The 18,721-nt window shown below is 70.7% G+C and carries 17 protein-coding genes and 1 pseudogene; 9 read left to right on the top strand and 9 right to left on the bottom strand.

Going from position 1 to position 18,721, the window contains the following annotated elements; all coding sequences use genetic code 11:
• Nucleotides 1–397, top strand: a pseudogene (locus ABFX50_RS43865) (hypothetical protein); the annotation flags it as partial.
• A 14-nt stretch (nucleotides 398–411) separates the two neighbouring features.
• Nucleotides 412–1,224 (top strand): SDR family oxidoreductase, encoded by an 813-nt coding sequence (locus ABFX50_RS43860; RefSeq protein WP_346155281.1) that lies wholly within the window; start codon nucleotides 412–414, stop codon nucleotides 1,222–1,224.
• Between the two features lie 267 nt (nucleotides 1,225–1,491).
• Here ABFX50_RS43860 and ABFX50_RS43855 read toward each other — a convergent pair whose 3' ends face one another.
• Complete coding sequence (locus ABFX50_RS43855) at nucleotides 1,492–1,767, bottom strand: hypothetical protein (protein ID WP_346155279.1); 276 nt, start codon at nucleotides 1,765–1,767, stop codon at nucleotides 1,492–1,494.
• A gap of 374 nt (nucleotides 1,768–2,141) precedes the next feature.
• Between ABFX50_RS43855 and ABFX50_RS43850 the strand changes: the two genes are divergently transcribed.
• A complete protein-coding gene (locus tag ABFX50_RS43850) occupies nucleotides 2,142–2,576 on the top strand; it encodes an Hsp20/alpha crystallin family protein (protein ID WP_183644520.1) in 435 nt (144 codons plus the stop codon).
• A 277-nt stretch (nucleotides 2,577–2,853) separates the two neighbouring features.
• Nucleotides 2,854–3,759: a DnaJ C-terminal domain-containing protein gene (locus ABFX50_RS43845; RefSeq protein WP_346155276.1), complete on the top strand. Its 906-nt coding sequence runs from the start codon at nucleotides 2,854–2,856 to the stop codon at nucleotides 3,757–3,759.
• A 165-nt stretch (nucleotides 3,760–3,924) separates the two neighbouring features.
• Here the strand turns inward: ABFX50_RS43845 and ABFX50_RS43840 are convergent, their stop codons facing one another.
• Together ABFX50_RS43840 and ABFX50_RS43835 are read right to left on the bottom strand one after the other, a co-directional pair.
• Entirely contained in the window at nucleotides 3,925–5,043 is a 1,119-nt protein-coding gene (locus ABFX50_RS43840; protein ID WP_346155273.1) for a sensor histidine kinase, read from the bottom strand.
• A complete protein-coding gene (locus ABFX50_RS43835) occupies nucleotides 5,040–5,702 on the bottom strand; it encodes a response regulator transcription factor (protein WP_346155269.1) in 663 nt (220 codons plus the stop codon). The genes ABFX50_RS43840 and ABFX50_RS43835 overlap by 4 nt, the downstream gene beginning before the upstream one ends.
• 151 nt (nucleotides 5,703–5,853) lie before the next feature.
• Between ABFX50_RS43835 and ABFX50_RS43830 the strand changes: the two genes are divergently transcribed.
• Nucleotides 5,854–7,374 carry a DUF1349 domain-containing protein gene (locus ABFX50_RS43830; protein WP_346155267.1) on the top strand — a complete coding sequence of 507 codons (1,521 nt, stop codon included), beginning with the start codon at nucleotides 5,854–5,856 and terminating at the stop codon, nucleotides 7,372–7,374.
• A gap of 108 nt (nucleotides 7,375–7,482) precedes the next feature.
• On the opposite strand, the gene ABFX50_RS43825 is transcribed toward ABFX50_RS43830, so the two are convergent.
• From ABFX50_RS43825 to ABFX50_RS43815, 3 genes are all read right to left on the bottom strand, one after another.
• On the bottom strand, nucleotides 7,483–8,724 hold the full coding sequence (locus ABFX50_RS43825; protein WP_346155264.1) for a hypothetical protein: 1,242 nt from the start codon (nucleotides 8,722–8,724) through the stop codon (nucleotides 7,483–7,485).
• 98 nt (nucleotides 8,725–8,822) lie between these two features.
• Nucleotides 8,823–10,166 (bottom strand): MFS transporter, encoded by a 1,344-nt coding sequence (locus ABFX50_RS43820; protein WP_346155262.1) that lies wholly within the window; start codon nucleotides 10,164–10,166, stop codon nucleotides 8,823–8,825.
• Nucleotides 10,153–11,400, bottom strand: coding sequence for an aminotransferase class V-fold PLP-dependent enzyme (locus tag ABFX50_RS43815; RefSeq protein WP_346155260.1), 1,248 nt, complete (start codon nucleotides 11,398–11,400; stop codon nucleotides 10,153–10,155). Before ABFX50_RS43815 ends, ABFX50_RS43820 begins: the two co-directional genes overlap by 14 nt.
• On the opposite strand from ABFX50_RS43815, the gene ABFX50_RS43810 reads away from it, so the two are divergent.
• The gene (locus ABFX50_RS43810) at nucleotides 11,399–12,811 is read left to right on the top strand and encodes an aminotransferase-like domain-containing protein (protein WP_346155258.1); all 1,413 of its coding nucleotides are present in this window, start codon (nucleotides 11,399–11,401) and stop codon (nucleotides 12,809–12,811) included. The genes ABFX50_RS43815 and ABFX50_RS43810 overlap by 2 nt on opposite strands.
• Before the next feature lie 108 nt (nucleotides 12,812–12,919).
• Here the strand turns inward: ABFX50_RS43810 and ABFX50_RS43805 are convergent, their stop codons facing one another.
• Nucleotides 12,920–13,681 carry a class I SAM-dependent methyltransferase gene (locus ABFX50_RS43805; RefSeq protein ID WP_346155257.1) on the bottom strand — a complete coding sequence of 254 codons (762 nt, stop codon included), beginning with the start codon at nucleotides 13,679–13,681 and terminating at the stop codon, nucleotides 12,920–12,922.
• Between the two features lie 270 nt (nucleotides 13,682–13,951).
• Between ABFX50_RS43805 and ABFX50_RS43800 the strand changes: the two genes are divergently transcribed.
• The 3 genes from ABFX50_RS43800 to ABFX50_RS43790 all read left to right on the top strand — a co-directional run bounded on the left by ABFX50_RS43800 (nucleotide 13,952) and on the right by ABFX50_RS43790 (nucleotide 17,503).
• Nucleotides 13,952–16,714: a glycoside hydrolase family 2 TIM barrel-domain containing protein gene (locus ABFX50_RS43800; protein ID WP_346155255.1), complete on the top strand. Its 2,763-nt coding sequence runs from the start codon at nucleotides 13,952–13,954 to the stop codon at nucleotides 16,712–16,714.
• A 61-nt stretch (nucleotides 16,715–16,775) separates the two neighbouring features.
• Complete coding sequence (locus ABFX50_RS43795; RefSeq protein ID WP_346155252.1) at nucleotides 16,776–16,904, top strand: hypothetical protein; 129 nt, start codon at nucleotides 16,776–16,778, stop codon at nucleotides 16,902–16,904.
• Nucleotides 16,905–16,981: 77 nt separating this feature from the next.
• On the top strand, nucleotides 16,982–17,503 hold the full coding sequence (locus tag ABFX50_RS43790) for a snapalysin family zinc-dependent metalloprotease (protein ID WP_183644480.1): 522 nt from the start codon (nucleotides 16,982–16,984) through the stop codon (nucleotides 17,501–17,503).
• A 59-nt stretch (nucleotides 17,504–17,562) separates the two neighbouring features.
• Here the strand turns inward: ABFX50_RS43790 and ABFX50_RS43785 are convergent, their stop codons facing one another.
• Both ABFX50_RS43785 and ABFX50_RS43780 read right to left on the bottom strand, forming a co-directional pair.
• Nucleotides 17,563–18,207: a hypothetical protein gene (locus tag ABFX50_RS43785; RefSeq protein WP_346155249.1), complete on the bottom strand. Its 645-nt coding sequence runs from the start codon at nucleotides 18,205–18,207 to the stop codon at nucleotides 17,563–17,565.
• Between the two features lie 67 nt (nucleotides 18,208–18,274).
• Nucleotides 18,275–18,595, bottom strand: a complete 321-nt coding sequence (locus tag ABFX50_RS43780) for a DUF5713 family protein (RefSeq protein WP_428834729.1) — start codon at nucleotides 18,593–18,595, stop codon at nucleotides 18,275–18,277.
• Between the last annotated feature and the right edge of the window lie 126 nt (nucleotides 18,596–18,721).

Raw genomic sequence — 18,721 nt, 5'->3', positions numbered from 1 at the left:
CATCTGTCTGGGACTGCAGCGCTCCGACGCCGCGGTCATCGGGCACGGCGTGGAGTCGGGCGTGATCAAGCGGCTGCCGCACGGTGAGTTCATCGAGATCCACACGCCCGCGGCGGAGGACATCGAGGCACACGTGCGGGGCAAGGAGGCGATCAGGCAGGTGGAGATCGGTTCCGACGCCGACGGGATTCCGCCGAGGGGTGTGCGCGGTCCGCTGGGCAAGCTGCGCGGGCGGATGTCGAAGGCGTACGGCGGGGAGAAGATCCCGCTGGACGACGGTCACGGACGCGGTCACGGCGAGGAACACGCCGAGATCGCACCTGGAGACGAGGCCTCGCCACTCGCCTCCCGCAAGCCCGACCGCCCGAGCCAGGGCGACCTCTCCCCGCCGACCTGAGCTAGGGTCCTTGCATGGCCGATCACCATGCGCCTGCGACCGGTGAGCGCGCTTCTCGCGTCGCGAAGATGATCGTGATCACCGGCGGGACCCGCGGCCTCGGCTTCGGCCTGGCCAGGGCGCTGGTGGAGCAGGGCCATCGGGTGGCCGTCTGCGGCACCGGCGCCGACCGGGTCAGCACGGCCGCCGCCGCGCTGGGTGTCCTGGCGAGGGTGGCCGACGTCACCAGCCGTGACCAGTTGCAAAGCCTGTGGGACGCGGCCGTCGACCGGTACGGCCGCGTCGACATCTGGATCAACAACGCGGGAGTCTCGCATGCCCGTGAGCCCGTCTGGCGACTGCCCGCCGAGCAGGCCCGAAGGGTTGTGGACGTCAACGTGCTCGGAGTGATCAACGGTTCCTCCGTCGCCATCGGCGGCATGGCCGCACAAGGCGGCGGTCACGTGTGGAACATGGAAGGACTGGGCAGCGACGGCCGTATCGTCAGGGGCCTCGGCGTGTACGGCGCCACCAAGCGAGCGAGCACCTATCTGACCGACGCCCTCGCGAAGGAGGTTCCAGGCGGAGTGACCGTCGGCCTGCTCAGTCCCGGCCTTGTGGTCACCGACCTGCTCACCCACGGCTACTCCGCCGCCGAGCGCGAACGCGCGGCGAGGATGATGTCGATCCTGGCCGATCGCGTGGAGACCGTCGCCCCCTGGCTGGCCGACAAGGTGATCAGCAGAGCGCGCAACGGTGCGCACGTCCGCTGGCTGACTCCCGCCAAGATCGCCTTCCGGTTCGCCACCGCGCCCTTCGGCCGCCGCGGCGACGTCTTCACGCCTTGACGGAAAGGCGTGACGCTCGCGCGGATCGCCTGACCCACGCCCTGGTGGGTGGCGGACTGCGACGACCACGCTCGGAGACCGAAGCGCAGGGCCTCAGGCCGGCTGATCTGGAAAGGGCCGGCGGGGAAGAGCCCGCCGGCCCGATGACATGAGCTTGGAGCGAGGTATGAGTACGTGTTCTGGGATGTGTTCACCTCCCCCCTTCTGCGCCGTGTGATGGAGGTGCCGACCGGGTCGCCGGTCGACGTCTGAGGACGCACGGCCGGATCACGACGGGTTCGGCGGTGAGCGGCCGAGCCGGATGCCTGACGGCTTCGCCACCAGGACGCCTTCCGGCATCCGACCGTCGCGCCGGAGGTGGAGCCGCCGGTGCGACGGCCCGGTCGGCGGCGTCCGAGGAGGGGCAGGAGGCCAGGGACCGGCAGGTGGCGGCCCATAACTTGCCGCGATCAGGGCGTCGAACGTTTCTCGCAGCCACTGATCGTCGGCGCAGATCAGCTCCGCGAACTCACCGTCCACGCGCCGCGTGGCCAGATCCTGCATGTCGATCCCTCCCCGGAAACCTCTGACAGCGCCGCCAGGTCATCGACCGATACACATTTTCTATAGCCAGTGCTGCAAGAATCTGTCAACCCCCTCTCTTCCTTCTTCACGTACCGGGCGAGTGGCCGCACGTACTTCATGTCGATCGAACGGCTCGACCATCTGGACACCCCGCCCACATCACCGGTCAGTCCGCCCAGGTGCTCGGCCTGAAGGCGGCGTCCGAAGCGGTGGCGTCGGATCCCGCAGAGGCTCGACCTCGAGGGAGTTGACAATTGGGCACCGAGATTATCTACAATCTGGATTAGAGGTTTCCTCTTGGCAGAACAGGCATCCCGGGTGCCCGTCGGCCCCGGGGGATCTTCGGAGGCACGATGCTGCTGACGTCGATCGACCCCTTCGTGCAGGAGTTCGAGCGTCAGTTCGATCGGCTGACCCGCCAGGCCGCCGCCGAGGGCGCCGGCGCGATCATGCCGATGGACGGAATCCGCCGCGCCGGCGACGTGGTGCTGCGGTTCGATCTGCCCGGTATCGACCCCGACTCCATCGAGGTCACCGTCGACCGCGGGGTGCTGTCGGTGAGCGCCCGCCGCGAGGAGGAGTTCGGCCAGGACGAGCGCGTCTTCGTCCGCGAACGGGTGATGGGAGCCTTCACCCGCCGCGTCTACCTGTCCGAGCACCTCGACAGCGACAGGATCGACGCCGAATACGCCAACGGTGTCCTCACCGTGCACATCCCCGTGATGGAGAAGGCCAAGCCGCGCAAGGTGGAGATCAGCCGCGGCGACAGCAAAGCCATCAACGCCTGACCCGCTCCGTGGGGCGGGCCATGGCGCGGCACCGCCGCGCATGGTCCCGTGGCCCGCCCCCGGCCGGGAGGCCGCTCGTCACCCTGCCGCGCTCGGCCAGGCCGCCGACCTGCACCAGGTCCGCCACGCGGTGGTCCGCCGGCCGGGTCGACGGCACGCGGCCACCCCCGAGCCGGTTACCGGGCGGGCGGGCACAGCAACCGTGGAACGCCGAGCCGGACTGACCCGAGACGGCCGGCCTTCCCGAGCTATCACGCAGTGACCAAGGGGTCGGGCGATGGCGAAGGACTTCTACCAGGCGCTGGAGGTCGCCAGGACTGCGAGCCGGGAGGAGATCCAGCGCGCCTACCGCAGGCTGGCCCGCCTCTACCACCCTGACGTCAATCGTGAGCCCGGCGCCGAGGAGCGCTTCAAAGAGATCACCGAGGCCTACCGCGTCCTGGGTGACCCTGCGGCGCGCAGGCGCTACGACGCGGCCGCGCAGGGCGTCCAGCGGGTTTCGGCAGGCTGGGACTTCGACATGCAGCCGCACGTACGGGTCCGGACAGGAGCGCCGGCACCGGGGCCCGCCCCGGCCTGGACGGCGGCTCCCGGGTTCGGTGACCTGTTCGGCGACCTGTACGGCGAGCGGACGTACCAGGGATGGGCCTCCGCCGCGGGCGCCCACCAGGAGGCCGAGCTCGAGATCACCGTCGAGGAGGCCTACCGCGGCGCCCGCCGCGTCCTCACCCTCGACGGCCGCCACCGGATGGAGATCGTGATCCCTCCTGGATTCGTCGCAGGCCAGCGCCTCCGGATCGCCGGGCAGGGCGGGCGCGGCAGGGCCGGAGCGCCTGACGGCGATCTCTTCCTCGTGGTACGCATCGCCGACCACCCGAAGTACCGGGTGCGGGGGCGCGACATCCACGTGGAGCTTCGTCTGGCTCCGTGGGAGGCCGCGCTGGGAGCCGTCGTGCCGGTGGACACACCCGCCGGCCCGGAACTGATCAAGGTGCCGCCGGGCACCTCGAGCGGTGACCGTCTCCGGCTCCACGGCCGTGGCCTGCCCAACCCCCAGGCAGACCCCGGCGACCTGTACGCCGAGACCAGGATCGTGGTCCCCGCCCCGCTCAGCGAGGACGAGCGCCGCCTGTTCCAGCAGCTGGCGGACGTCACCGGATTCGACCCGAGAAGGCAGCCGTGACCGCCGCCCCGCGGCTACCGGCCATCCGGTTGCGAGCGCTCCACGGTCTCCGGCTGTCCCCAGCCGGGCGGGCGTGAGGACGGGTCTGCCCCGAAGGACCACGGCCAGTTCGCCTCGAGGCGCTCCGGCGCCGGCCGCGAGCCCCTGCGTAGTCGTCCCCTGATGTCAGGGAAGGTTCGGATGAGATCCCTGCGCGAACCGCACGGTGATGGACAGACCCCCTTCGGGGCGTGCGTCGGCGGTGAGGGTGGCGTGGTGAGCTTGGGTGACGGCATTGACGATGGCGAGGCCGAGGCCGTAGCCGTCGTGGCGGCCGTGACGATCAGGCGCCAGTCTCTGGAAGGGTTGAAAGAGGCGCTGGATCTGGTCGTCGGGGACGGCCGGCCCGCTGTTGGCGACCGTAAGGGCCACCTGTGTGCCGGAGCTCCGCGTGTTGATCTGGACGTGCCCGTGCCCGTGTTCGTGGTTGTGGCGGATGGCGTTGTCGATGAGGTTGGCGACGAGGCTCTCGATCAGTCTCGGGTCCCCGGCTGTCACTGCGGGCTTCAGGTGTTCGGCGAGGTCGATGCCCCTCTTTGCGGCTTGGTCGCGGCGGGAGGCGAGCACTCCTTCGACGACGTGGGCGAGGTCGAGGCGGTCCCAGCGGGTGACGCCCCGCTCACTGGTGGCCAGCGCGAGCAGTGCCTGGACGAGCCGCTCCTGGTGTCCGCCCAGGGCGAGGGCCTCCTGGCAGGCCGAGCGCAGGGTGTCGGCGTCGGCATCGGGGTCGGTGAGAGCGACTTCAAGGAGGGTGCGCAGGCCGGCGAGCGGGGTGCGCAGCTCATGGGAGGCGTTGGCGACGAAGTGGCGTTGGGCGTCGAAGGAGGCTTGCAGGCGGGTGAACAGGTCGTCGAGGGTGTGGCCGAGTTCGGTCAGCTCGTCCGTGGGCTCGCCGAGGTCGAGGCGTCGGTGGAGGTTTCCGGCGGAGATGATTCTGGCGGTGGCGGTGATGGCGCGCAGCGGGTGCAGGAACCGGCCGGCGACGTACCAGCCGAGAGTCAGGGCGACGGGAACCAGAATGACCAGGGCGACGGCGGATCCCATGAGGAGTTGGGGCAGGCTGATCCCTGGCCCGGCGGCGATCCCGCTCGATGGGGGATGGCCTGCGGGGACGGCCGCGTGGATGGTGGCGAGCGGGACGTCGACGAATACCAGGACCAAGACTCCGGCGGCGTAGATGCCCGCCGCGTAGGCGAGCGCGAGCCGCGTCTGCAGGGACCTTCTGGCGAGCTGCCGGGAGGTCATGACGGCCCGATGCGGTAGCCGCCTTCGCGGATGGTCTCGATCACGGGCGGTTCGCCGAGCTTGACCCGTAACCGGTGCATGGTGTGCTTGACGGCGCTGCTGAAGGGGTCGGCGGCCTCGTCCCAGACACGTTCGAGCAACTCCTCGGCGGAGATGACCAGGCCGGGTACGGCGAGCAGGCACTCGAGCAGGGCGAACTCCCTGGGGCTCAGCTCAAGGCGCCGGCCGCCCCGGGCCGCGGTACGGCGGGCCGGATCGAGGGTGATGTCCCCGCACGCCAGGGTGGGTGGTAGCGGCGGGGTGGCGCGCCGGGCCAGGGCCCGGACGCGGGCGACCAGTTCGGCGAACGCGAACGGCTTGGGCAGGTAGTCGTCGGCGCCGAGGCTGAGCCCGTCGACACGGTCCTCGATCGTGCCGGAGGCGGTGAGCATCAGCACACGGGTCTCACAGCGGCCGTGGGCCAGTCGCCTGCAGATCTCGTCCCCGTGGACGCCGGGCAGGTCGCGGTCGAGGATCACCACGTCGTAGCGGGTGACGGCCAGGCGGTCGAGGGCGGCGGTTCCATCCAGGACGACGTCGACGGCCATGCCCTCGCGGCGCAGCCCGGTCCCGATGGAGCGGGCGAGGACCTCGAAGTCCTCGACGACGAGGACCCTCACCGCCGGTCACCGCCGGTCGTCGTGCGGGCAGGGCGAGCGAACCGGCCGCCGGGTCGAGGTGCCATGGGCCAACCTTGCCAGATCCCGGGTCGCAGCCGGGTCGCAGCGGCTGCGACCCTGCTGGAACCGGGTGCCGCGTACAACCGTCGGCATGAGTTCATCTACGCCATACCGATCCAGCCAACGGGTCGGGCGGGACGGCTTCCCTCAGTTGCTGCGCGCGGAGTGGACCAGGTTCCGCACCGGGCGCGGCTGGGTGCTCCTCATGGTGGCCTCCGTGCTGGTCACCGTGTCGCTCGGACTGCTGATCGCCGGAGGCGCCCGCAGTACCTGCGTAACAGGGAAGGGCGAGGGCCCCTGTCCCGCGCCTCTGCTGGGACCCGATGGCACGGCGGTGAACGACAAGTACTACTTCGTGCACCAGCCACTCAAGGGGGACGGCAGCATCACCGCCCGCGTGTCGGACATGACCGGGCAGTTCCGGCCGCCGGACGCCATACCCGGAGTGCACCCCGGCTATGAGGAGGGAGTGATGCCATGGGCGAAGGCCGGGCTTCTCGTCAGGCAGAGCCTCAAGCAGGGCACACCGTATGCCGCTGTCATGATCACTGGCAGCCACGGTGTGAGGATGCAACACAACTTCATCCACGACATGGCCGGCGGTCCTGTGCAGACGCCCCGGTGGCTGCGGCTGACCAGGTCGGGTGACACTCTCACCGGCTACGAGTCGGGCGACGGCAAGACGTGGACCGAGGTCGGTACGGTCAAGCTGACCGGCCTGCCGGAGACGGTCCAGATCGGGCTGTTCGCCACCTCGCCAGGCGCTCTGCGGGAGATGGCGTCACGCTTCGCCCAGGCCACCGCCACCTTCGACCAGATCAAGCTGCAGGGCGCGAACGGTTCGTGGCGGCACGACGACGTCGGCGTCGTCATGAAGCCCGACGGCAGGACCCCGCATCACCCGGGCCGGGTCGTCGAGTCCGGCGACCAGATCCTCGTGACAGGGGGCGGTGACATCGGGCCCGCCACGGTGACGGGCGGTCTGCGCGCTGACTTCACGCTGATCGGCGGAGCTGTGGGGCTGATCCTGGTGCTCGTGGTGGCGGTCACGTTCTTCACGGCGGAAGACCGGCAGATCAGGACGAGCCTGCTGGCCGAGCCGCATCCAGCGCCCTTACTGGCGGCCAAGGCCATGGTCGTCGGTGCGGTCGCGTTCGTGGCCGGGCTGGCGACCTCGGGCATCGTGGTTCCTGCCGGTCTGGCGCTGTTGCACGCCAATCAGAACCCGATTCAGCCGATCACCCTGGGCACCGGGCTCCGGGTGATCGTCGGCTACGCGGCGCTGACCGCGGCCGCCGCCGTGCTGGCTCTGGGCCTCGCCGCGCTGGTCATGCGGGGCGTCGTCGCCATCGGCCTGGCCATCGCGCTGGTCGTCGTGCCCTACCTGCTGGCGACCGCGGGTCTGGTGCCATGGCTGCTGATGATCACCCCTGCCGCCGGGTTCGCGATCACGCAGAGCGTCCCCACCTTCGCGCATGTGGACGTGGACCATTCACTGCTCGGTGGCTACTACCCGCTCCCGCCATGGGGAGGGTTGGCCGTGACCTGCGGATATGCCGCCCTCGCCCTCGGGGTGGCGATCGCCGTACACCGCAGGAAAGTGCCGTGTTAGGTCCCGCAGAAACCCGGCCGGCACGTTCGGCGACAGGTTCCGGGCCGTTGTCGGCGGCGGGCGCCTCGCGTTGGGTGATCAGGAGATGCCGGTGGGGTGAGGACCTCCTCATCCGCTGCTCCAGATCAGGTTGCCGTACTCTGTTTCCGACTCCACTCCCACTCCCCAGACGCGGGTGGACCCGGGGACACGGGAGATCGCCAGGTGCACGAGGTCTTCGGACAGGGGGAGCCGCACGGGTGTCCGACGACGGCCCTTCATGTGCTGCAGGTCGTCCTCCTCCACACCGGTGAGCCAGAATCCTCCACGGCCGTCCGGTACCAGCTGATCGCTCACGCTCTTCTTCGAGCCGCGCTGCCACGACCATGCGGCGCCATCCCAGTGCAGCAGGAGCAGATAGCCCGGTTCCTCGTCGAAGACCTCTATGTTGGCCGCCACCCATACGTCACTCGGACCGATCGCGACCAGGTCGGTGACGATGACCCTTGGGTCTTCCTGCTCCGGCAGAGGCGGCTTGGGGGAGGGGATCTTGTGCCATCGCCTGCCGTCCCAGCGGGCCAGTCTCAGCTCATTGCCCTGTGCGGGATCCAAGGTGTCTCGGTCTGCGCGGAACCCGGCCGCCCAGAGTTCTCCCTCCCCGCGGGTGGCGATCACTTCAGGGCTCATGGCCAGCCGGTGATCGTGTGGCTTGCCATCGACCCACTGCGTGAGCGTCCGGTCGTACAGCTTGCCGGAAACCGTCCAGACCTCGTCGTCCTTCAGTGCCGCGGCGGTGCTCACCTCCTCCCTCAGCGCCCGCTCCACCCAGCCACGGCCGTTCCACTTGGCCATGCAGGCCGGTGTCTGCTCGGGCAGCGGATTCGTACCGAACACCCACACGCTCCCGCCGGCGGACGCGGTCACTCTCGTGAGTTGCTCGACGCATCGTGGTCCGCGCAGCTTCGTCCAGTGCCTGTCGTTCTCGCTGCCCTTCTTGCGCCAGACCACGGGGATGCTGCCGCCACGAGTGACGGCGACGCAGTTTCCTTCGCGTCGGGGTGTGGTGGGCCGGGTGACATGGCGATCGCCCACCACCCAGACCGTCCCGTCCTTGAGCGCGACCACATCCGTCGGCTGGCCCCCGGCGAGGGCGGTGACCACCCGCCAGCCGTCCCTGGCGGTCCGGCGTGGCAGCGGCACGGGAGTCCACGCGGGCTCGGTTGCGGCCGCGCACGTGGGCAGCGCGGACGGGGCCGGGGAAGGTGGTGGGGACGGAGCCGAGGAGGGGGTTCTCGCCGCGCCCGTGTTCTGGGTGGAGCAGGCGGCCGCGGCGAGCAGTAAGGCGAGGACCATCCGGAGGGTCGAATGCACTGGCCGAAACTATGGCGACAGCCCTGCAAGCGCAACCAAGATCCCGGCGGTGCGACCGCCGGCGACGTCCATCCCCATCGGGATCTGGATCAACAGCATCAGCTAGGTGATCCGTCGACGACAGGTCGTGCTCGGCCGTGTCCGGCAGCGGCGGGTTCTGGTGGCGGCGCCGGCAGGGTGTGGAGCCGGCTCACAGGGGAGACGACGAGCCCGATCACCACGGCGGCCGAGCCGATGGCCGCCATGGTGAGCGCGCCCCTGGCGCCGACCGCACCCGTGAGGAGGCCTGCGGACAGACCGCCGAGCGCGCCGCCGCCGAACAGCAAGGTGCGGAAGACCGCGGTCATGCGGCCCATCATCGCCTGCGGGGTGCTGGTCTGACGCAGGCTGACGATGATGACATTGGCGACGCCGAGGCCCAGGTAGGTGGCGAAGAAGGACAGGACGAACATCCCCACCATCACCGGCCTCGGGCCGCCCGCCACGACGAGCAGTGTCGGTCCCAGCAGGAGAGCCGTCTGAGCCACGAGATAGACCCGCCCGAGCCGGAATCGCGCGATGATCTTCCGGGAGATCACCGCGCCGATCAAGCCGCCCACGGAGGCCGTCGCGAAGACGCCGCCCAGGGTCGTGGAGTCCAGCTGCAGGTCACGCGTGCCGTACAGCAGGAACATGGTCCAGACGGTGACCATGGAGAAGTTGCAGCAGAGCCCGACGAGGGCCAGCGCTCGCAGGATCGGGTTGCCGAAGACCCAGCGCAGACCCTCTCGCAGTTCGGTCAGCAGACGTCTCTTCGCCGCGGGTGGTTCTGGACGTGGCTCACGCGTGCGGATCAGCAGCAGCGACGCCAGCGACACCAGGTAGGAGAACGCGTCGACGACCAACGCCACCGGCGCCGTGAGCGCGCTGATCAGGGCACCGGCGAGCCCGGGACCGGCCACGTCGGCCGCCGACGAGCTGATCCCCATCTTGGCGCCGGCCTCGACGTAGTGCTGGGGGTCCTTCACGAGGGTGGGCACGAAGGACATCCAGCTTACGTCGAACAGCACCGAAGCGACGCCGATGACGCAGGCGATGACCAGGAGCGGCGCCATGCTGAGGACGTCCAGCCAGGACAGGACCGGGATCAGGGCGAGCAGGACCATTCTGGTGAGGTTGGCCCACACCATGACAGGCCGCCGCCTGACCCGGTCGACCCAGACCCCGAACAGCAGAGCGAGCCCGAGGTAGGGCGCGAGCTGCAGGAACCGCAGGAGACCGACCTGCTCGTCGGTGGCCTGGAAGGCGTAGATCGCGGTCAGCGGCAGCGCGAGGTTGGTGATCTGGGTGCCGAGCAGCGACAGGGTCTCGCCGAGCCAGAACTTCAGGAAGTCGCTGTTGCGCCACAGCCCTTCCCGCGCGGAGGCGGCACCCGGCTCGGTGAGAGGTTCAGCGGTCGTCACGGCTGCCGCCCGCGAGGCTGAGGTCGGCGACCGCCGCGACGACCTGGTCCACTTCCTGTTCGGTGTTGTAGTAGTGCGGCGACAGGCGCAGGCACCAGTCGATGTCCTTGTCGCCGAAGTCGAACTGCGCGAAGTGGCGGTAGCTGAGCGCCGAGTTGATACGGCGTGCGTCCATGGCGGCCTTGAACGGCTCCGGCTGCCAGCCGTCGATGGCGAAGGTGACCAGGGCGCCCAGTTGCCGGCCGTGGTCGAGCACGCGCACCCCCGGCAGATCGGCGAGCCTGTCGCGCAGCCCTGCGGCCAGGGCGGGGGTACGGCGGGCGATGGCGTCCATGCCGACCTGGCGGGCGTAGCGCGCGGCGGCGGCGCAGCCGAGGACGATGGCGTAGGGGAACTCCCAGTCCTCGAACCTGGCCGCCGTCTCGACGGGCTGGTAGCGGCCGGGCTCGACCCAGCGCGCGCCGTACATGTCGATGAACAGCGGCTCGTAACCGGCGCGCAGGACGCGGTCGGACACGTACAGGAAGCCAGAGCCGCGGGGGCCGCGCAGGAACTTGCGGCAGGTGGCGGTGAGCAGGTCGCAGCCGATCTCCGCGACGTCGATCGGGTACTGGCCGACCGACTGGCAGGCGTCGACGAGGTAGAGCAGATCGAGCTCGCGGCAGTGCCGCCCGATCTCGGCCACCGGCTGGACCAGGCCGGAGTTGGTGGGGATGTGGGTGGCGGCCACCAGCCGCGGGCGGTGCTCCCTCATCAGTCTCGCCATCGCCTCCACGTCCACCCCGCCCTCTGGCAGGTCGGGCGCGTGCACGGTCCGCACGCCGAACCTCTTGCCCAGCGACAGGAAGGCGATCTGGTTGGAGATGAAGTCGTTGCGGGTCGTGAGGATCACATCACCCGCCTCGAACGGGATCGCCGACAGGGCGGTGGAGAAGGCGTGGGTGGCGCTACCGGCGAACGCGATGTTCTCGGGAGCGCAGTTGATCAGGGCGGCGGTCTCGGCGTAGAACTCGCGGACCTGCTCGGCGCGGGCGGCGGAGGCCTCGTAGCCACCGATGCTCGCCTCCAGCCGCAGGTGGTCGACCATCGCGGCCAGCACGGGCGCGGCCAGCAGACCGCAACCGGCGTTGTTGAAGTGCACGACGTTGCCGGCGCCGGGGGTGTCCGCGCGCAGGGCCGCGACGTCCAGAAGCGATTCTGGGGAAATCCTGGAAGCGCTATTATCATTTCTCATGTCAGACAGTAGCAGTTCTGCGGAGTTGACCACCAGGATGCGCGAGATGATCGACCGGCTGGCGCCGGGCGACCGTCTGCCCAGCAGCCGCGAGCTGATCCGGCGCTTCCAGGTCGGCCCCGCCACCGTGTCACAGGCGATCGCCACGCTCGCCGCCGAGGGCCTGGTGGTCACCCGTCCGGGCAGCGGCACGTATGTGGCGGCACGCGCCCAGCGGCGCGCCGAGGTGGCCGACACCGCCTGGCAGACCGTCACCCTCGCCGACCGGACCGTGGACACCCGCATCCTCACCGGCGCCGTCGGTGCGCCACCCGCGGGCACGATCATGCTGGACGGTGGCTACCTGCATCGATCACTCCAGCCCACCCAGATCCTGACCGCGGCGCTGGCCCGCGCCGCGCGCCGCCCCGACGCGTGGGACCGCGCCCCCGCCAGCGGCCTGACGGCCCTGCGCAGCGTGTTCGCCACCATGGCCGGCGGCGGCGTGAGCGCGGACGACATCCTGGTCACGGCCGGTGGGCAGAGCGCGCTGTCCATGGCGTTCCGGGCCATCGCGGCGCCGGGGGACCCCGTCCTGATGGAGTCGCCCACCTATCCGGGAGCGATAGCCGCCGCCAGGGCGGCCGGCCTGCGCCCGGTACCGGTGCCGATGGACGCCGACGGCCTGCAACCCGGCCTCCTGGCCGACGCCTTCGCCATGACCCGCGCACGCCTGCTGTACTGCCAGCCGGCCTGTCACAACCCCACCGGCACCGTGCTCGCGCCACAACGCCGCCGGCAGATCATCGATGCGGCCAGGGCGGCGGGCGCGTTCGTCATCGAGGACGACTTCGCGCGGCACCTCGGCCACGGCACGCCGGTGCCGCCGCCTCTGCTGGCCGACGATCGCGACGGCACCGTGGTCTACCTGACCTCGCTCACCAAACCGGCGGCGCCGAGCCTGCGCATCGGCGCCCTGGTGGCCCGAGGCCCGGTGATGGAACGCCTGCGCGCCACCCGTCTCGTCGACGACTTCTTCGTCACCCGCCCGCTCCAGGAAACAGCGCTCGAACTCCTCAGCTCTCCCACATGGGAACGGCATGTCCGTTCTCTGGCCGCAGCCCTGCGGGAGCGGTGCGGAGCGCTGGCGGCCGCCGTCGCGCACGAACTTCCCGACTGGACGCTCACCCGCATCCCCACGGGCGGGCTGCACCTGTGGGTCCGCCTGCCGTACGGCACGGACGACACCGTGGTCGCCGACACGGCCCGGCAGCACGGGGTCGCCGTCAGCGCCGGCAACCGCTACTTCGCCACCGAGCTCCCTGCGGCCTACCTCCGCCTCGGCTTCGCCGCCACCGCCGACCGCACCGAGCTGATCGAGGCCGCACGCCGCCTCGCATCCGTCCACGAGCACGCCGCCGGCAGGCCCTGATCGAAGCGGTCCCGCCGGCTCGGCGCCGTGACCCCGCTGCTCCGGACCGCACGCCTCGCCTGTGCAGAGGAGCTCGTCGCGGGGCAGGTCAACGAGGCGCAGTCGGCGTTACCGGCGCCGTTCGAGTGTGAGCAGCGGCTCGGAGAACGCAGGCGCCGGTGCGCCGGGATCTGCGGCGACAGCCTGCTCCAGTCGGCGGAAGCCGGTCTCCAGCTCGTCGGGACTGAGCTGGGCGAAGAACGAAAGGGTGCGCAGGCGCAGCCGTTCGAGCATGTCAGCGCGGGTGCCGGAGGACGGCTGGAGGACCGTGCCGAAACCGGTGACGCGCCAGCCGTCCGATGTGAACATCGCGATGACCTCGTGCAGCGGCTGAAACAGCGAGGCATCGACCTCCGGGCCGCGGGGGAAGTGCTCCAGCCACCACGGCATGGGATGGTGGTCGCTGAAATTGGCGCGCAGGAGCAGCCGCCCGCCGGGCCTGAGCACCCTGGCCAGCTCCCGGGCCGCCCGCGGCTTGTCCTGGACGTGGTGCCAGGACAAGAACATGAGCGCGTAGTCGGCGCTGCCGGACGGCACCGGCATGTCCTCGGCGGAGCCTGCCAGATACCGGACGTCGGGGTGCGGGGACTGCGTCTGCGCTATCTCGCGCATGCGGACCGACGGCTCGACGCCGGTCACCGGCCCGAACGCCCGCGCCAGCGCGGGGGTGAACCTGCCCGTCCCCGAGCCGACGTCCAGCCCCGCCAGAGGACGCCGCTCGGGCAGCACCGCTCCGAACGCGCTGATCCATGTCCGCAGCTGCTGCTCGGTGAGCGCCCGGCCACGCGCGTAGTCCTGGTACTGCTCCGTGTCGTAGTCGATCCGCCTCATCACAGCTCCCGTGTTCCGCCGGAGGAACCATCGGCCCGATATATCGACCTGATACATCGGGACGATATGCGGTGTCACGTCCTGCCGCAAGGGACCGCCCTCGAGTCCCCTGCCACCCTGAGTCGCAGGCTCTGGGTGTCGTCGCGGCCACCTACGATGCACCTTGCGCGAAGGGCGGGCGCTCGCGACGCGGGTGCCGCCGGGCGCTGAGGCCATGGACAGCGGCGAACCCATGGACATGTTCGGTTTATTGGGAAAACATCGGTTTCTGTGTACTTCGCTGATTTCGCCCCCGGTGCCGGACGCCTCGAACCGCGCGCCGCGCTTCGCTCCGACGCCCCCTCCCTCGACCTCACAGGCGACTGGCGCTTCCGCCTGTCACCCGTCGCCGACCTGCCCGACGACTTCGCCGCCCCCTCCTTCGACGACTCGGCCTGGGACGTGCTGGCGGTGCCGTCCCACTGGCCGCTCCACGGTCATGGCGCGCCCGTCTACACCAACGTCGTCTACCCCTTCCCCGTGGACCCGCCGCGCGTTCCCGACGAGAACCCGACGGGCGACTACCGGCGCGTCTTCGACCTGCCCGAGGGCTGGAGCGGGGGGCGGCTGCGCTTCGAGGGCGTGGACTCCACGTTCAAGGTCTGGCTGAACGGCCACGAGCTGGGCTTCTCCACGGGCAGCAGGCTGCCCGCCGAGTTCGACGCCGGGCCGTACCTGGTGGAGGGCGCCAACGTCCTCGCGGTACGGGTGCACCAGTGGTCGGCCGCCAGCTACCTCGAGGACCAGGACATGTGGTGGCTGCCCGGCATCTTCCGAGAGGTGGAGCTGACCCGGTCGAGCGCCGACCTGTTCGTGCGCGCCGCGGCCGACGGCACGCTCAGCTTCGAGGGCGACGGGCTGCTGTCCATCCCCGAACTGGGCGTCGCCGATCTGGCTCCTGGCACCGAGGTGCGGGTGGCTGCCGAGCCGTGGTCGGCCGAGCATCCCCGGCTGTACGAGGCGAGCTTCGTCACCGCCGAGGAGACCGTACGGCTGCGCGTGGGCTTCCGCACGATCACCGTCGAGGACGGCGTGCTCAAGGCCAACGGCGTGCCGCTGGTCTTCAAGGGCGTCAACAGGCACGAGTTCCACCCCGACCACGGGCGCGCCGTGCCGTACGAGACGATGGTCGAGGACGTGCTGCTGATGAAGCGGCACAACGTGAACGCCGTCCGCACCAGCCACTACCCGCCGCATCCGGCCTTCCTCGACCTGTGCGACGAGTACGGCCTGTGGGTGGTCGACGAGTGCGACCTGGAGACCCACGGGTTCGGCCAGACGGCCTGGCGCGGCAACCCCACCGACGACCCGCGCTGGACGCAGGCGCTGCTCGACCGGATGAGGCGCATGGTCGAGCGCGACAAGAACCACCCGAGCGTGGTCATGTGGTCGCTCGGCAACGAGGCCGGCGTCGGCTCCAACCTGAAGGTCATGGCGGACTGGACGCGTGAGAGGGACCCCTCGCGGCCGATCCACTACGAGGGCGACCTGTCGTGCGCGAACGTCGACGTCTACAGCAGGATGTACGCCTCGCACGCCGAGGTGGAGGCCATCGGCAGAGGCGAGGAGGATCCCCTCGACGACCCCGAGCTGGACGCGCGGCGCAGGGCGATGCCGTTCGTGCAGTGCGAGTACGCGCACGCGATGGGCAACGGGCCCGGCGGCCTGGCGGAGTACCAGGAGCTGTTCGAGACCTACCCGAGGCTGGCGGGCGGGTTCATCTGGGAGTGGATCGACCACGGCCTGACCCACCAGGAGTACGGCTACGCCTACGGCGGCGACTTCGGTGAGCCGCTGCACGACGCGAACTTCGTGGTCGACGGGCTGGTCTTCCCCGACAGGACGCCCTCGCCCGGACTGCTGGACCTGAAGAAGGTCTTCGAACCGGTCAGGTTCGCCTTCGACGAGGGGACGGTCACGGTGACGCGGGCGGTGCCGTACCCGCTGTCGTTCCCCTGGGCGCTGACGGCGGACGGCACGGTGGTGGCGGAGGGCGTCCTGGAGGTGCCCGAGAGTCCCGGCGCCGAGGTGAAGCTGCCCGCACTGCCCGAGGTGGCGGAGCCGGGCGAGCTGTGGCTGACCGTGCGTGCGGTCCTGGCCGCCGACCTGCCGTGGGCCGAGGCGGGCCACGAGGTGGCCTGGGGCCAGACGAAGGTCGGCGAGGGACGGCGGGAGCCGGTCGTGACCCGCGGCAGGGCGGGCGCCGAGCTCGCAGGCGCCACCTTCGACTCCAGGACGGGCAGGCTGACCGGGCTGTTCGGGCTCGACGTCGAGGGGCCGAGGCTCGAGCTGTGGCGCGCGCCCGTCGACAACGAGCGCTTCGGCGGCCTGGAGTGGAACTGGCGCACGCTCGGCCTGCACCGCCTCACCCACAGGATCGACTCCGTCTCCCGCGAGGACGGCGTGCTGACCGTCAGGTCGCGCGTCGCGCCCGCCGCCACCGACCTCGGCATGAGCGTCACCTACCGGTGGAGCGACGTGGGGGAGGGGATCGGCCTCGACGTGCACGTGGTGCCCGAAGGGGAGTGGACCCTGCCGCTGCCCAGGCTCGGCCTGTCCATGACGCTGCCGGCGAGCTTCGAGGAGGTCGTCTGGTTCGGGCGCGGGCCTGGCGAGGCCTATCCCGACACGGGGATGGCGGCCGCGGTGGGCGGCTGGGGCGCCTCGATCGAGGAACTGCAGACGCCGTACGTCTATCCGCAGGAGAACGGGCAGCGCGCCGACGTCAGGTGGGCGCGGCTGACCGGAGGCGAAGGGCCGGGGCTGCGGATCGAGGGGGAGCCGGTGTTCGGCCTGACCGTGCGCAGATGGAGCACGGAGGAACTGGCCGCCGCCGGCCACCTGACCGACCTGCGGAAGGGGGAGCGGGTGCACGTCCACCTCGACCACGCCCAGCACGGCGTCGGCACCGCGGCCTGCGGTCCTGGCGTGCTGCCGCGCTACGAGCTGAGGGTGGGGGAGGCGCGCTTCGTCTTCCGCTTCACCGCGGTGTAGCTCCCACTGTTTCCATAGCGGAACCCGCTGAGGCCGCCGCCGCGCTGGAGGCGGCCCGGCGGTGCGCGACAGCCGGCAGCGCGTCTGGCTCTCCCTCACCAAGAAGGGCCGCACGGCCTACCACGCCCACGGCGCCGCCCTCCGCGCGATCGTCGGGTCGGTGACCATCGACCCATCCATACCACCGTAATAGGGGCAAACTGGCTTATCCCCGGACGGAGCTGTCGCGCCTACCGTGACAGCACCCCCACTGTCCGAGGAGACACGATGCCCCGACCCCTCCGTCTCGCGCTCTCTCTCGTCCTCACCCTCGCGTTCCTGCTGGCCACCTCGCCCGCGCAGGCCGCCTCCCTGGTCAGGGTCCTGCGGTACGACGCCGGCAGGGCTGCCGAGTTCCGCGGCGCGGTGGACCAGGCCGCGCAGATCTGGAACGCCAGCGTCACGAACGTCCGCCTCGTCGCCGGCACCCCCGCCCACTTCGTCGTCGTCGCCGACAACGGCTGGCCCCGCGCCCTGCCCACCAGCCTGGGCAGGGGCACGATCTGGATGGGCAGGCAAGCCACCTCACAGGGCTACCACCCGGTGCGCATCGCCGCCCACGAGATCGGCCACATCTTAGGTCTGCCCGACCGTCGCACCGGCCTGTGCTCCGACCTGATGTCCGGCTCCAGCGCCCCCGTGAGCTGCACGAACGCCTATCCGAGCGCGGCCGAGCGGGCCGAGGTGGACCGCAACTTCGCCGGCAGCACCCCGCTGGTCGAGTTCGGCCGGCTGCACGTGGACCGCTGAGGCCAGGCGCACGCGGCCCGGAGTCCGGGCCGCGGCGTCATGGGCGGGAACCATGGAGATCAGCTCCGCCGAGGTCCTCGGCACCTGTCCATCCACCACCAGCCGTCGCCCAGGTGAGTGGTGGGGCAGACGCGCATGCCGTACGCGTCGAAGCTCCCGGTGGCCTCGCCGGTGAAGTGCGCGTAGCCGAGGGCGTCGTCGGGGATGCCGAGCCAGTCGGGCAGGAACAGAACCGGCCGGCCGCCGCTGGTGCCGAGGGCGGAGACGCGGCAGTTGGCCGAGACGAAGCACAGGTGCGACGGCAGTTCGGCGCCCAGGTAGCTGCGGAGCCGCTCGGCGGGCAGCTTCCCCTCGCGGGCCAGCTCCGCCACCTGGGTGAAGGCGAAGCGTTCCAGGTGGAAGCGGAGGGGGACGCGCAGCTCGGGGGTGAACTGGAGGGTGACGGGCGCGGCGAGGCCGGCGATCGTCAGCACCAGGCCGGCGGCGCAGGCGGCGACACCGCGCCGCCGGACGAGGACCGTCATGACAGGCAGGTAGACGGCGAGCGCCACCAGGTAGGCGAGCCCCTCGGCCAGGGGGGCCAGCAGCCAGAGCGCGGTCACCAGCCCGCCGATGTGCAGTCCCACGGCCAGCATCGCGACCGTCACCGCGCCCATGACGGACAGGAGGATCGTCGTGGGAAGGCGTCGCCGGGAGGTCGTCACGGGCCCACCGTAGGAGTTCCGGGTGCAGGGCAGGCCCGCGTCGTGTGGAGATTGTGTGAAGATCGGGTCACCAGTTCCGGGGGGCGATCAACTCCTCCCTGTCGGCATCCGCGAACCCGTAGGCCGACGCCACGAACCAGAAGTCCTCGGCGATCGCCTCCCTGGCCACAGTCTCGATCTCACTGCCTGCCGCCTCGAACTCCGCCTCCAGCGCGTTGAACTCCTCCGTCGCAGCCTCCGTGAGCTGGTACAGCGCCGCCAGATCCGACGGCCGCGCCGCCTCGATCCGCTCGCACAGCCTCACCAGGATCGCTCTACCCTTGTCGACGAGGTGATCAGGGAAGTACCCGTCCTCGTACATGTCGCTGAGAAACGCATGATCGGCCACATGTTCATGTGGGGATGACATCGCAGTCCTCCGGTTCTCGTCATCAGGTCGCGCTCCGATACTGCACTGCCCCACCGACAACGCGCGCCCCTGATCGCCGCCCGGCGGCGGGCGGTCGAGAGGCGG

The organism is Nonomuraea recticatena, assembly GCF_039533245.1.
Taxonomy (GTDB): domain Bacteria; phylum Actinomycetota; class Actinomycetes; order Streptosporangiales; family Streptosporangiaceae; genus Nonomuraea; species Nonomuraea roseola.
This window is presented reverse-complemented; position numbering and strand designations above follow the sequence as displayed.

Bases quoted from the DNA above. Each gene is read 5' to 3' on its own strand.
- ABFX50_RS43860 (WP_346155281.1), top strand. From the start codon at position 412: ATGGCCGATCACCATGCGCCTGCGACCGGTGAGCGCGCTTCTCGCGTC.
- ABFX50_RS43855 (WP_346155279.1), bottom strand. From the start codon at position 1,767: ATGCAGGATCTGGCCACGCGGCGCGTGGACGGTGAGTTCGCGGAGCTG.
- ABFX50_RS43850 (WP_183644520.1), top strand. From the start codon at position 2,142: ATGCTGCTGACGTCGATCGACCCCTTCGTGCAGGAGTTCGAGCGTCAG.
- ABFX50_RS43845 (WP_346155276.1), top strand. From the start codon at position 2,854: ATGGCGAAGGACTTCTACCAGGCGCTGGAGGTCGCCAGGACTGCGAGC.
- ABFX50_RS43840 (WP_346155273.1), bottom strand. From the start codon at position 5,043: ATGACCTCCCGGCAGCTCGCCAGAAGGTCCCTGCAGACGCGGCTCGCG.
- ABFX50_RS43830 (WP_346155267.1), top strand. From the start codon at position 5,854: ATGAGTTCATCTACGCCATACCGATCCAGCCAACGGGTCGGGCGGGAC.
- ABFX50_RS43810 (WP_346155258.1), top strand. From the start codon at position 11,399: ATGTCAGACAGTAGCAGTTCTGCGGAGTTGACCACCAGGATGCGCGAG.
- ABFX50_RS43815 (WP_346155260.1), bottom strand. From the start codon at position 11,400: ATGAGAAATGATAATAGCGCTTCCAGGATTTCCCCAGAATCGCTTCTG.
- ABFX50_RS43805 (WP_346155257.1), bottom strand. From the start codon at position 13,681: ATGAGGCGGATCGACTACGACACGGAGCAGTACCAGGACTACGCGCGT.
- ABFX50_RS43790 (WP_183644480.1), top strand. From the start codon at position 16,982: ATGCCCCGACCCCTCCGTCTCGCGCTCTCTCTCGTCCTCACCCTCGCG.